Below are 13,856 nucleotides of genomic sequence, written 5' to 3'. Positions count from 1 at the left end.
CTCAATTCAACACATTGCCAATATGGCCGACAAACTCGGCAACCTGGCCTTCATCATCACCCTCGATAATGATCTGCTTGCGGGCCTTCTGTTCAGGCGCAGTAATAGACACCAGCTCCACCAGCTGCGGGATCTCTTCCAGCGCCAGTTCGGCATAAGCCAGCTTGTTGACCGGCTTTTTGCCCGCCGCCAGAATGGCTTTCATTGAAGGGATTTGAGGTTCGTTGATATCGGCAGAAACAGCCAACACGGCAGGGAGCGACAACTCCAGCTCTTCAACTTCGTCGTCCAGCTCGCGCTCAACCCTGACCATACCGTTGGCGACTTCCAGAATTTTGCTGACACCATTGATGCAAGGTACTTGCAGCAATTCACCAAGCAGCAAACCTACCTGCTGGGCGTAGAGGTCACCCGAACCGTCACCGCAGAGGATCAGCTCAAACCCTTCCTGCTTGGCGGCAGCAGCCAAGACTCGGGCAGTTTGATGGGGCAGCGCCTGCTCCAGCTTGGGATCGCAAACCAGGGCCAGCGCGTCCGGGCCTCTTGAGAGGATATCTTTGCAGGCTTTGGGGGCGGCCAGTGCATCTGCGCCTATACTCAACGCCGTAATGCTGCAATCGCTCTGGGTTGCCTTGATTTGTACCGCAGCTTCAACGGCACACAGATCGAATTGGCCTATCTTTTTGTTTACATTACTTGTATCTACAGGAAGGTTGGGAATGACTTTGATATCCTGCTCTTCCGGGACAAGCTTATAACATGCAATGATCTTCATCTTATCTCCAGTCTAAGTATCACTATAAACATTCGTCTCTACTGGTTTACATTCCTCAACATTGGTGATCGGAAACCCATAATTAATAAAATTTCAGGCTTGCATCACACAAAGTCGCACCCTCCTGGGTAACGAAAGGGAATAAAAGTCCACACCCATTTAGATATCAACATGGATAATAGATTAGTTCACCTTAACCAAATTTAGAGTTGCTTAATTGATTATCAGATTAATTAAATAAACCTCTCACAATCCATCAGCGTCATTTTATTAATACAAGCTATTTTCGATTAAGACCAAACAAATTCGTTTGTTGAGCCACTTTTTGTGAGCAATATCCAATTTTTCAACCAAATTAAACAAAACCTGATTATATAACGACCTTCAATGGTTCATTTTTACCGTTTTTATTGATTTACATCACACATTTTCGAGCAAGGTAACAATCCATTGACCAAAAGTGTGATGCGGGAATGTTTTTTTATTCATGACCGAAACCATAATCGGTTCAAATTAAAAACGGAGGGTGGTTAATGAATAAGTTTAAGCTAAAAAATCTAAGCTTGATGTTATTAGGATTAACGCTTAGCGCGCCAAGTTTGGCGGTGGACATCAGTGGTTCAATAAGAGCGAACTACAGTATTAAAGATTTTAATGACGCTTCAAAAGCTACGGGTGGTGATTTCGATTTCAACACCTTGGGAATAAAACTCTCCCAGGATTTTGAAAACTATGGTTTTGTCGCCGAATATCGTTTTGCCGATGGTTACGACTATCTTAAAAACGGTTATGCCTATTGGAATGCCAATGAAGATCTGACCCTGCAGCTCGGTGTGGTCAGCAAGGCATTCGGTAACAAGAACTTTGCTTCCCATAACTGGTGGTACAGTCTCAACTACTACCTTGGCTTCGAAGATGACTATGGTGTTGGATTCAATATCAACCATAAATTCAATAACTTCGAAACAGACTTTTCCTTCATCCAGAGCTCTCTCTACAAGGGCAGCGACTATCGTAACTTCGCTGGTACCATAGGTTCGGGCACCATAGACGGCACAACCTATAACAACAAGGAATACAACACTGTCAGCTTGCGCGAAAGCTACAGATGGGAAAATGACAACTGGCAAGTGCTCTTGGGAGCCTCCGTTGAATACGGCCAACTTTATAATCCGGTGGCCGATGAATCAGGAGACAACCTCAACTATGCCGTACACCTGGATGCAAAATATCGTGGCTGGGGTGTACAACTTCAATATTTGAAGTATGACTTTGATCAATATGATGATGGTCAAATAGATACTTCAAAAATTGGTGTTGGCGCAGTTAATGGCTTCTATGAAGTAGCAGCCAAAGGCGACATCATGACATTCAACCTGTCAAAAGTAGTCGATACCCAATGGGGTGGCCAATTCACCTTCTACAACGACTTCAGTATTTTGACAGCAGATGAATCCAACTTTGACGACTCAGTACTGAATAGCACTGGGGTCTCACTTTCTTACAAACAATTCTTTGTGTACGTCGATTATTATCATGCCAAAAACGTTGTGTGGTTGGGTGACAATAGTCTGGGCCTGAAAGACAGCGATAAGGAGTGGAATGGTCGATTCAACATTCACTTGCAGTATTGGTTTTAATAACTGAGCTATTTAGCCAGTAGCTCAAACCCAAATCATTTTTTATTAATCTGGGGTTTTTAATTAAACCTCACGGGCTCACCTTTTCTGAAAATCAGTTAAAGACTTTTGGGTATGGAGAATTTTGATGAGTGAAAATAAAAAGATCAAAAAGGCCGGTATTGAAGCGAAGATATTTTTCCCTTCACTATTGGTAGTGATCCTTCTCTCCTACTTTACTGTGAGAGACCTTGATGCCGCCAATGAAGTAATCAGCGCAGTCTTCCATTACTTAACCCACAGCTGGGGTTGGGCATTTGAATGGTACATGATAGTCATGTTGGCAGGCTGGCTCTGGTTACTGTTTGGTCCTTATGCCAACAACCGCCTCGGTAATGAAGAACCTGAATTCAGTACCGGAAGCTGGATCTTCCTGATGTTTGCCTCCTGTACCTCAGCCGCAGTGCTGTTCTGGGGCTCGTTGGAGATCTACTACTATGTCAGCTATCCCCCATTTGAACTGGAACCTTTGTCGGTACAGGCCAAAGAACTTGGACTGGCTTACAGTCTGTTCCACTGGGGACCGCTGCCATGGGCCGGTTACGCCTTCTTCTCCGTGGCTCTGGGTTACTTCCTGTTCGTGAAGAAGATGGACGTGGTACGCCCAAGCGGCACCCTCTATCCCATCATGGGCAAGAAGTGTGAAGGCATCATAGGCACCATAATAGACAACATCTATGTCGTCGCGCTGATCCTGGCCATGGGTACCAGTCTGGGTCTGGCGACACCTCTGGTTACCGAATGTATTCAGTATCTGTTCGGTATTCCGCGCACCATAGAAGTGGATGCCACCATTATTTCAGCCTGGATCATCTTCAACGCCATTTGTGTGGCCTTTGGTCTGCAAAAAGGGATCAAGATTGCCAGTGACCTGCGCAGCTACCTGAGCATCATCATCCTCGCCTGGGTACTCATCATTGGTGCCACCACATTCACAGTGAACTACTTCACCGATTCCATCGGGGTATTGCTGATGAACATGGGCCGCATGCTGTTCTACACAGCCTCTGTCAGTGACAGCAGCTTCCCTCAGGATTGGACAGTGTTCTACTGGGCCTGGTGGGTAGTTTACGGTATCCAGATGTGTATCTTCCTGGCCAAGATCTCCCGCGGCAGAACCGTGCGTCAGCTGTGTCTGGCCATGGTAGGTGGTCTAACAGCTTCTACCTGGTTGCTGTGGACCATACTCGGCAGTAACACACTTAATTTGATGAACGAAAATATCGTCAATATGCCTGCCCTGATTGAACAGTATGGTGCCGCCAGGGCCATTATTGAAACTTGGGCCGCTTTACCTATGAGCACCATTACCATGTGGATGTTCTTTATTCTGTGTTTCCTGGCAACAGTAACATTAATTAACGCCTGTTCTTACACCTTGGCCATGTCTACCTGTAAAGGGGTTGATGCGGATAATGAACCACCGGTTTGGGTTCGTGTAGGTTGGTCTGTATTGGTCGGTGTTATCGGTATTGTTTTGTTGGCTTTGGGCGGATTAAAACCACTGCAAACAGCCATTATTGCCGGCGGTGCGCCTCTCGTTTTCGTGAACATAATGATCATTATCTCATTCTTGAAAGATTCACGAAAAAATAACTGGAAGAGTTGATCGGATTATAGATTCACCTCACACCTTACTTTGAACAAATGTATTTATATAGGGGACTTTTCATGGATTATCGTTTAACTGATGAGCAGGAATTATTTGTTAAAGGTGTTCGTGACTTAATGGAGAGAGAAAACTGGGAACAATATTTCTCCGAGTGTGACGAAAATAATCAATATCCAGAAAGATTTGTAAAAGAACTGGCAGAAATGGGCATAGATAGTCTGTTATTGCCGGAAGAGTTTGGTGGCTTCGAAGCCGGACTGATGACCCTGGCGGTTATCTGGGAAGAGCTGGGCCGCCTCGGTGCCCCCACCTATGTCCTGTTCCAACTGGCCGGCTTTACCACAGTACTGAAACACGGCACCCAAGAGCAGATCGACAAGATCATGGCTTTCCTGGGTACCGGCAAACAGATGTGGAACTCCGCCATCACCGAGCCTTCAGCCGGTTCCGATGTTGGCAGCCTGCAAACCACCTATACCCGCCGCGACAGCAAGATTTACCTCAATGGTACCAAGTGCTTTATTACCAGTGCCGCCGGTTGCCCCTTCCTGGTGGTGATGGCCAAAGACTCAGCTTCCGAGAAACCTGTGTTCTCCGAGTTCTTTGTCGACATGACCAAACCTGGCATCAAAGTCAGCAAGCTTCCCAAACTCGGCCTGAAGATGGATAGCTGCTGCGAAGTGCAATTCATCGATGTTGAGCTGGAAGAGAAAGACTTCTTCGGCACCGAAGGCAACGGTTTCCTGCGGGTGAAAGAAGAATTCGATGACGAACGTTTCCTGGTGGCCTGCACCAACTATGGCACGGCTTACTGCGCCTTCGAAGATGCCGCCAAGTACGCCAACCAAAGGGTACAGTTCGGCGAGGCCATCGGCCGTACCCAGCTGATCCAGGAGAAGTTTGCCCATATGGCCATTGAGCTGAACAACATGCGCAACATGATCTATCACACCGCCTGGAAAGCCGACAACGGCATCATGACTTCAGGTGACGCAGCCATGTGTAAATACTACTGCGCCAATGCCGCCTTCCGGGTGGTTGACCATGCCATGCAGGTCTTCGGGGGTTACGCCATTGCCGGTGAGCACCGCATCAGCCGCTTCTGGCGCGATCTGCGGGTAGACAGAGTTTCCGGCGGTTCAGACGAGATGCAGATCCTGACTCTGGGTCGTGCAGTGCTGAAAGAGTATCGCAACAGGTAGTTGCCCATGAGTACCGGCCGGGTTCGCCTATCTCCCTGCTCCCGGTGAAACCGGCCGGTCGGTATGGCGCAGCACAATCTGCGCCATCAATGCCAAGAATCGATAGAAGGAACAGATCATGTCACATCATTTAGCTATGCCAACATTTGGCCCTCTCTCGGGTGTCAGAGTCGTGTTCTCCGGCATAGAGATTGCCGGCCCATTTGCCGGGCAGCTGTTTGCCGAATGGGGCGCCGAAGTTATCTGGATTGAAAACGTAGCTTACACAGACACTATCCGGGTGCAACCCAACTATCCTGAGCTGTCACGCCGTAACCTGCATGCCTTGTCGCTGAATATCTTCAAGGATGAAGGGCGCGAAGCCTTCCTCAAGCTGATGGAAACCACAGACATCTTTATCGAAGCCAGCAAGGGCCCGGCCTTCGCCCGTCGTGGCATCACGGATGAAGTCTTGTGGGAACGCAACAAAAAGTTAGTTATCGCTCACTTATCAGGCTTTGGTCAGTACGGCACAGAGGAATACACTCACCTGGCCGCGTATAACACCATAGCCCAGGCCTTCAGTGGCTATCTGATGCAAAACGGCGATGTCGACCAACCCATGGCGGCCTTCCCTTATACGGCTGATTATTTTTCAGGTATGACAGTAACCACATCTGCGCTGGCAGCCCTTTACAAGGCGCAGCAAACGGGTGCTGGCGAAAGTATCGACGTGGCCATGTATGAAGTTATGTTACGCATGGGCCAGTACTTCATGATGGACTACTTCAACGGCGGCAAGATGGCACCACGCCAGTACAAGGGCCGTGACCCTTACTATGCCGGTTGTGGTCTGTACAAGTGTGAAGACGGCTACATAGTGATGGAAATGGTCGGCGTCACCCAAATTGAAGAGCTGTTCAAAGACATAGGCCTTGGCCACCTGCTGCACACGGAAGCGGTACCGGAAGGCACCCAGCTTATCCACCGCATCGAATGCCCATATGGGCAGGAAATTGAAGATGCACTGGAGCGTTACATAGGCCAACGCACCATAGAACAAGTGCGCGAGCGCTTCGCCGAGCTGAAAATTGCCTGTGCCAAGGTACTCAGCGCCGAAGATCTTGAGTCCAATCCTCAGTACATCGCCCGAGAGTCTATCACCCAGTGGCAAACCATGGACGGCCGTACCTGCAAGGGTCCCAATGTGATGCCCAAATTCAAAAACAACCCAGGCCAGATCTGGCGCGGCATGCCAAGCCACGGCATGGATACCGACGCCATTCTCAAAGATATCGGTTATGACGAAGCCGCTATCCAGGAGTTGGTGAATAAAGGGCTGGCCAAAATCAAGGGAGAAGAATAACTCCTGAAGTCGTGCGAAGGCCAGCATTTACAGGCCTTCGCTGCATAACCCGTTTTATTGAGCAAGGTGTCAAATGGATATAATAGCTGGACAAGATTTACGTCAGACCTGGGATGATCTGGCCCTCAACTATGGAGAGAAAACGGCGCTTATCGTCGAAAACCTTCAAGGGCTGGCCCAGGAATACAGTTATGCCGGGCTCAATAAAGAGATCAACCGCACCGCCAACCTGTTTCATTCGCTGGGAGTCGCCAAGGGCGACAAGGTGGCGCTGCATATCAACAACTGTGCCGAGTTCATCTTCTGTTGGTTCGGTCTGGCCAAGATAGGCGCCATCATGGTGCCGATAAACACCCATCTGCTGCAGGAAGAAACCGCCTATATTCTGGACAAGTGCGCTATCTCTCTGGTGGTTACCAGCAGTGAGTTTCAATCACTCTACAGCGGCTTGCAGCAAGATCCCGGTTCACCGCTGCAGCAGATCCTGCTGATAGCTGACGAGTCGGCCACTGGACCGGCCAGTATTCTCAATTTCCACCGCCTAAGGCTGGCACAACCCGATGAACTGCAACACAGAGTGCCATTGAGCAGCAGCGATGTCGCCGAAATCCTGTTTACCTCGGGTACCACTTCCCGTCCCAAGAGGGTGGTAATTACCCACTACAACCTCAGATTCGCCGGTTACTACACCGCCTGGCAATGTGCCCTCAGGGACGATGATATCTACCTGACTCCCATGCCCGCCTATCATATCGACTGCCAGTGCACAGCAGCCATGGCGGCCTTTTCGGCGGGAGCCTCCTTTGTGATGCTGGAAAAATTCAGCGCCCGCGCCTTCTGGGGTCAGATTTGTAAGTATCGTGCCACTGTCACTGAGTGTATCCCGCTGATGATCCGCACCCTGATGATGCAGCCGCAAATGCCCTGGGAGAAACAGCATTGCCTGCGTGAGGTATTGTTCTACCTCAATCTGTCGGTTCAGGAAAAAGATGCCTTTGTCGAGCGCTTTAACGTGCGCCTGTTTACCTCATACGGCATGACAGAAACTATAGTCGGCGTCATAGGCGACCGCCCAGGTGACAAGCGGCGCTGGCCCTCCATCGGCCGGGTCGGCATGGGCTATCAAGTGGAAATCCGCGATCAACAGGGACGCCCCTTACCTACCGGTGAAACCGGGGAGATCTGCATCAAGGGCGAACCGGGTAAGACACTGTTTCGCGAGTACTACAAGTTGCCGGAAGAGACCGCCAAGACACTCTCGGCCGACGGTTGGCTGCACACGGGTGACTCAGGCTACGTCGATGAGGAAGGTTTCTTCTACTTTATCGATCGCAGCTGCAACATGATCAAACGCTGCGGCGAAAATATCTCCTGTGTCGAACTGGAAAACATTATTTCAGAGCACCCCAAAATTGCCGATATTGCCATTATTGGGGTAAAGGATTCCATTCGAGATCAGGCGATCAAGGCCTTTATTGTCTTGCATGAAAACCAGACGATTACCGAAGAGGAATTCTTCGAATATTGCGAAGAACATATGGCTAAATTCAAGGTGCCTTCTTTCCTTGAAATCAGAAAAAGTTTACCGAGAACCTGCTCGGGTAAAATAAAAAAGAAGAGCCTTTACTGATAAATAGCCAAACCAATAAACCGAATTTAAATTTTAAGCCTTCAAGATATCGAAGGCTTAAAAAGCAAACCGTAAAAACCAAGAAAGTAATTGGTAATGCCTTTATTACCAAAATTGTCGTAGCTGGGTAATATCTGCTTAAACCATAAATAGTTATGGCCTTAGGCTGGTGATAAGCGTTAACTGTATTTCGCACATACTCAGTGATATTTTAATTTTTATCCAGATGGAGTATTAGCATGAACGAATCGTTACACATACGCCGCAATGGCCATATTCTGGAAATCACCCTGGATCGCCCCAAGGCCAACGCCATAGATGCCAAGACCAGTTTTGCCATGGGTGAAGCCTTTATCGCTTTCCGTGACGATCCGGAACTGCGGGTAGCAATTATCACAGGGGCCGGTGAGCGCTTCTTCTCTGCCGGCTGGGACCTGAAAGCCGCCGCCGAGGGTGAAGCCCCGGATGCCGACTTTGGTCCAGGCGGTTTTGCCGGTCTGACCGAGCTGTTCGATCTGGACAAGCCAGTTATCGCCGCCGTCAATGGTTATGCCTTCGGTGGTGGTTTCGAGCTGGCCCTGGCCGCCGACATGATAGTCTGCAGTGACAACGCCAGCTTCGCCCTGCCGGAAGCCAAACTGGGCATAGTACCGGATAGCGGCGGCATGCTGCGCCTGCCCAAGCTGATCCCGCCTGCGATCGTCAACGAGATGATGATGACCGGCCGCCGCATGGATGCCCAGGAAGCGCTGCGCTGGGGCATAGTCAACCGGGTAGTGGACAACAGCCAACTGATGGAAACCGCCCGAGAGTTGGCGCAGGAGATCACCCAGAGTGCTCCTCTGGCCATCGCCGCCCTGAAAGAGGTTTATCGCACCACCAGCGAAATGCCGGTGGAAGAAGCCTATCGCTTTATCCGCAGCGGCCAGCTGAAACACTATCCATCCGTATTGCACTCAGAAGACGCGCTGGAAGGGCCGCAGGCCTTTGCCGAAAAACGCGATCCTGTCTGGAAAGGCAAATGATTTAAGGAAAGCACGCCAACCGGGACAAGGATGTCCCACCCTCAAGCCAAACAGGAAAATGCCATGAGCTGTTATGCATTTGAAGGTCTGATCCCTGTTGTCGACCCCAGCGCCTTTGTTCATCCCAGTGCCGTACTGATAGGCGATGTGATAGTCGGCGCCAATGTCTACGTTGGCCCTCACGCTTCCCTTCGCGGTGATTATGGTCGGCTGATCCTCAAGGCCGGCAGTAACTTGCAGGATGGCTGCATCATGCACGGCTATTGCGATCAGGACACCATAGTCGCCGAAGATGGCCATATCGGCCATGGCGCCGTGCTGCACGGCTGCATCATAGGCCGCAATGCCCTGATAGGCATGAACAGCGTGATCATGGATGGCGCTGAGATTGGGCCAGACACCATAGTCGGCGCCATGAGCTTTATCAAAGCCGGCTTTAAAGGCCAACCGCGGCAGTTACTGGCAGGCTCTCCCGCCCGATATATCCGCGATGTCACAGAGCAAGATCTGCACTGGAAACACCTCAATACCCTGGAATATCAGGCGCTGGTGCCGCGCTGCCACAACTCCCTTCGGGAAGTGAGACCGCTGACACAAGCCGAAGCCAACCGTCCCAGGCTCAAAGGGGTCACAGAGGTGACCTACAAGGCCTGATCCCCTTGCTGAATGGAGTACCCGTATGCCACTCAATCCCCAGGTTGAAACCTTCCTGCAGCAAACCTATGCCGCAGGCTTCACGCCCTATGAAGATCTGCCGCCCAACGCCGGTCGTCATCAGGAACACAGCGATATTCCCCCGGCCAGGCCACCGGAAGAGATGGCCGCCGTTGAACACAGATTTATTCCCGGCCCTACCGCCGACCTGCCGGTTAGGATTTACCGCCCCAAACACAGCGAACAACCCCAACCGGCGCTGATCTACTTTCACGGCAGCGGCTGGATGGTATCCAACATAGAAATCAACGACCCTTTCAGCCGGGCACTGGCCAAGAATTGCGGCGTAGTGGTGATTGCCGTCAATTATCAAAAGGCGCCGGAGCACAAGTTCCCCATCCCCATGGATGACTGTTACGCGGCGACCCTGTGGGTATTCAAACACGCCGAGAGACTGGGACTGGATCCCAAGCGAATCGGTATCTTCGGCGACAGCGCCGGTGCCAATCTCGCCGCTGCAGTGGCATTGAGGTGCCGCGATGAAGACTCGGCGGATCTCGCCTGCCAGGTGCTGGTTTACCCGCCGGTGCAGTACGGCTGGCACACGGCCTCGGCGGAGAGATACGCCAGAGGTTTTTTGCTGCACAAGGACAGCATGAAGTACTACTGGAACCACTATCTACGTAGCCCAGCCGATGCCATTCATCCCTATTGTTCCCCTTTGCTGGCAACCGACCACAGAAAGCTGCCCACTACCTTACTCTACTGCGCCGAATGCGACCCCCTGTGCGACGACAGCCGTCTGTACGCCGACAAGTTGGCGACTTCCGGCGTAGCCGTGCACTATCAGCGCTACCCGGGCACGATTCACGGCTTTATCAAGATGTTGGGAGTGTTCGATCAGGCCGATGAATTCCAGCGCGATGTCGGCGCCCAAGTAAGAGAGTTGCTGACGGTCAAGGATTAACAACCCAAGCGCCTGATTTTGGCACCCCTGAAATTGGGCACCCAAACAGCCACCATAAATCACCACCTCCATGGGAGGGGTTTAAGATTGACAACAAAATGCCCGGCTCGATGCCGGGCATTTTTATCTCGATGGGGTCAGGTTTGAAATTGGCTCACTCAGGCCGCCGGGCAGAGCTGCGCCTGCAGTTCGGCTTCCCCGGTCAAACCACGATAACCCTTAATCAGCCTGCCCTTACTGTCCAGCAATAACAAGATAGGTGTTGCCGGAATGCCGCCCATGTCCCTGACCAACTCCAGTGGCGCTCTATAGGCCTCAAACGGAAAGTTGAGGCGGAACAGCGCCCGTTTCAGGGCGAGTTGATTACCATTGACGCCGAGCGCCACCGGCTGCAGATGACCAGGGCACAGCTGATGTAACTTTTTCAGCACCGCCGCCTGCTTAACACACCAGGGGCACTCGGGCTCAAAGAACATCAACACAGCACTCTGGCCCTCGAGATGTGCCAGCGTCTGCTGCTCTTGCCCGCGAAGGGGCTGGAACAGATAGTCGCGGGTCAGCTGTGAGGCCTGCAACGGCATGGCACACAGCAGCAATAATCCCAGGGCCAGGCGCTTCATAATCAGAACACCAGTTTCATGCCGGCATAGATCTCTCTGCCACGCAGCGGACCATAGATGTAACCCACATCGAAGGCGCCTTCGGCGTCATAGAACAAGGGGCTTTCCTCGTCACCGGCCTGGGTATAGTCAAACAGGTTGCTGACCCCGGTATAGAAGGACAGGTTGTCGTTGAACTGATAGCTGGCACGCAAGTCCAGGGTAAAGTAGGACGGCGCATCGGTACGCTTCTTCGAGTCGGGATCCACCTTACCGTTGGCATCCAGGCGGTTATAACCTTCATAACCGTACTGCGACAGATCGCGGCTGCCAATCCACACCAGGTTGGCGAAAAATTCCCAATCGTTGACGTCCCAATCCACGCTCAGGGTCACCCGTTCCTCGACCGGTGCCACGGCATAGGAAGACTTGAATACCGAATCATAGTCGAAGTGCTCGCCGGTAAGGTTAACAGTCAGATCATCGGTCAGGCGATAGCCAAGGGCGATGTCTGTGGTCACCACGCTGGCCTTCTCATCCAGCTGGGTCAGCAGCGGGATCCCCTGGTCGTTGGTGGTCAGCGCCGCCAGGTGCTCGACTTCAGTCCAGGCCACGGAAGCCGTAGAGGTGAGTCTGTCACCCTCGTAGCTCAGGGCATAGTTCACCGAGTTGGAACGTTCCAGCTCGTCGATGTCGATATCGAACCCCAATGAGCCATCCAGAATGCCGTGATCAGTCTCGAAGAATGACAGCGGCGCCCGATAGCCACGACCGGCAGACAGACGCGAAGTCCACAGCTCATTGTGACGCAGGCGGATATCCACTCTGGGCGAGAGTATTGACTCGTCCAACTCTGTGCCCGGCTTGCTGGGGTCGGTAAAGTCGGCAGTGATGCTGTCGTAACGCAGCGCCATGGCGACTTCGAGGGCATCTGTCACCTGCCAGGTATCCTGCAGGTACAAGCCCTTGACGTCATAGTCAAAAGAGTCGGAGACATAGTCAGGGTTGGCGCTGCCGGCGCGGGAGTGGGAGCGCATCTCTTCGGTACGCAGATCGGCGCCGAAGGTCAACAAATGGCTGTCGTTGAGCAGGTAGTTGAATCTGGCGTCGAAGAACCACATCTTGTCATCGGCGGTATAATCGAACCCCTCGTAGAAGGAATCCTGTTTGTGCTCGGCATAGCTTACCGCCAGGTGCATGTTCCAGTCGTCACTGAACTCCTTCAGCCAGGCAAGCGATGCCTCGTTGCGCTCTGTCTTGATCCACTCTGTGGTTTCCCAGGCCTTGCCCTTGTAGCGCTTGCGGATATCACCGTCTTCAAACAGCTGCTGCGGCTCACTGGGCTTATCATCAAAGCCTGAGAGTACACTGCCTATGCTGGAAGCTGTGCCATCGGCAAAGTTGCTGCCCAGCATGGGGCCACCGAAGATCTCCGACTGGATATTGGCAATTCGCAGCACCAGGTTGTCAAAGTCGCCGATATCCTGGGAAATTCTGGCGGTTACGCTGCGGTTTTCCTGCAATGGCGCCTCGTTGACCTTGTTGTCATCGGCGTCGAACTGATCTCTGTCGTCATACTGAGCCACCAGCGTCGCCCGGGTGCGGCCGTCTTCACTGACGCCCTTGCCAAGGAAGCCCACTTTGCGATAGCCATTTTCACCGGCGGCGATATCCAGCTCGGCACCGTTTTCGGTCGGCTCATAGCTGATGATGTTGATGGTGCCGCCAATCGCCTCAGGGGCAATCAGTGAAGCACCGGCGCCGCGGGCCACTTCGATGCGTTCAATCCCTGTGGTAGGAATGGCATCGACGGCGTAATAACCGGAAATCATGGTATGCACCGGCAAACCATCCACCAGAATCGTGGTTTGCTCCCCTTTCATGCCGTTGAGCATGATGCGTTTCACACCACACATGGAGCATTCGTTGGAGACTTTTACCCCGGGAGAGTTATCTATGGCTTCCGACAGGTTAACGGCATTCTTGTTTTCTATGATGCTGGCGTCTATCACCTCTGTCTTCATTATGGTGTTGGCCAGGGTGCCGGCTTGCTCCAGCCGCTGCCTAACCCCTACCACACTCAAGCGCTCCATGTTTTCTGCAGCCGGCTCCTGCGCTTCTTCTGCTTCTGCCGCCATCAACTGCGGGCTCAACAGGGCCGCCAAAACAACTGCCAGATAAGTCGGTTTCACTCAGATATCTCCCCAAATCAACAAAGTTGCGTAATATTATACGAATGAGAATAATTATCAATTGACTTAGATCATGTTTTTAACAGCCGCTCTAAAGGTGTATCAGCATCCCCTAAAGGTATTAACTGGTGGACGGCGGCTTTTCTCGGCAGTGCAGAAATGCCCAAGGCCCGCAT

At 51.8% G+C, this 13,856-nt stretch carries 11 protein-coding genes; 8 read left to right on the top strand and 3 right to left on the bottom strand.

What is annotated here, in order from left to right:
- Nucleotide 1 precedes the first annotated feature (1 nt).
- Nucleotides 2–775, bottom strand: coding sequence for a putative electron transfer flavoprotein FixA (gene fixA, locus ON072_RS14385; protein ID WP_101059685.1), 774 nt, complete (start codon nt 773–775; stop codon nt 2–4).
- 533 nt (nt 776–1,308) lie between these two features.
- Between fixA and ON072_RS14380 the strand changes: the two genes are divergently transcribed.
- From ON072_RS14380 to ON072_RS14345, 8 genes are all read left to right on the top strand, one after another.
- Complete coding sequence (locus tag ON072_RS14380) at nt 1,309–2,415, top strand: hypothetical protein (protein WP_274626080.1); 1,107 nt, start codon at nt 1,309–1,311, stop codon at nt 2,413–2,415.
- Nucleotides 2,416–2,542: 127 nt separating this feature from the next.
- Complete coding sequence (caiT, locus tag ON072_RS14375) at nt 2,543–4,063, top strand: L-carnitine/gamma-butyrobetaine antiporter (protein ID WP_025010093.1); 1,521 nt, start codon at nt 2,543–2,545, stop codon at nt 4,061–4,063.
- 62 nt (nt 4,064–4,125) lie between these two features.
- On the top strand, nt 4,126–5,268 hold the full coding sequence (gene caiA / locus ON072_RS14370; protein WP_274626079.1) for a crotonobetainyl-CoA dehydrogenase: 1,143 nt from the start codon (nt 4,126–4,128) through the stop codon (nt 5,266–5,268).
- A 118-nt stretch (nt 5,269–5,386) separates the two neighbouring features.
- The gene (caiB, locus tag ON072_RS14365) at nt 5,387–6,613 is read left to right on the top strand and encodes an L-carnitine CoA-transferase (RefSeq protein WP_274626078.1); all 1,227 of its coding nucleotides are present in this window, start codon (nt 5,387–5,389) and stop codon (nt 6,611–6,613) included.
- A gap of 73 nt (nt 6,614–6,686) precedes the next feature.
- Entirely contained in the window at nt 6,687–8,243 is a 1,557-nt protein-coding gene (gene caiC / locus ON072_RS14360) for a crotonobetaine/carnitine-CoA ligase (RefSeq protein WP_274626077.1), read from the top strand.
- Between the two features lie 239 nt (nt 8,244–8,482).
- Complete coding sequence (caiD, locus tag ON072_RS14355; protein WP_025010097.1) at nt 8,483–9,268, top strand: crotonobetainyl-CoA hydratase; 786 nt, start codon at nt 8,483–8,485, stop codon at nt 9,266–9,268.
- 30 nt (nt 9,269–9,298) lie between these two features.
- Complete coding sequence (gene caiE, locus ON072_RS14350; RefSeq protein WP_272481835.1) at nt 9,299–9,922, top strand: carnitine operon protein CaiE; 624 nt, start codon at nt 9,299–9,301, stop codon at nt 9,920–9,922.
- Between the two features lie 25 nt (nt 9,923–9,947).
- Nucleotides 9,948–10,889, top strand: coding sequence for an alpha/beta hydrolase (locus ON072_RS14345; protein WP_261753103.1), 942 nt, complete (start codon nt 9,948–9,950; stop codon nt 10,887–10,889).
- A gap of 158 nt (nt 10,890–11,047) precedes the next feature.
- Here ON072_RS14345 and ON072_RS14340 read toward each other — a convergent pair whose 3' ends face one another.
- Entirely contained in the window at nt 11,048–11,509 is a 462-nt protein-coding gene (locus ON072_RS14340; protein ID WP_044735386.1) for a TlpA family protein disulfide reductase, read from the bottom strand.
- Nucleotides 11,510–11,511: 2 nt separating this feature from the next.
- Nucleotides 11,512–13,680: a TonB-dependent receptor plug domain-containing protein gene (locus tag ON072_RS14335; RefSeq protein ID WP_101095247.1), complete on the bottom strand. Its 2,169-nt coding sequence runs from the start codon at nt 13,678–13,680 to the stop codon at nt 11,512–11,514.
- Nucleotides 13,681–13,856 lie beyond the last annotated feature (176 nt).

This window comes from Shewanella sp. K8, from assembly GCF_028823715.1.
In the GTDB taxonomy this organism is placed as follows: domain Bacteria; phylum Pseudomonadota; class Gammaproteobacteria; order Enterobacterales; family Shewanellaceae; genus Shewanella; species Shewanella algae.
Note: the sequence above shows the minus strand (reverse complement) of the source record. Positions and strands in the feature narration are given on the sequence as shown.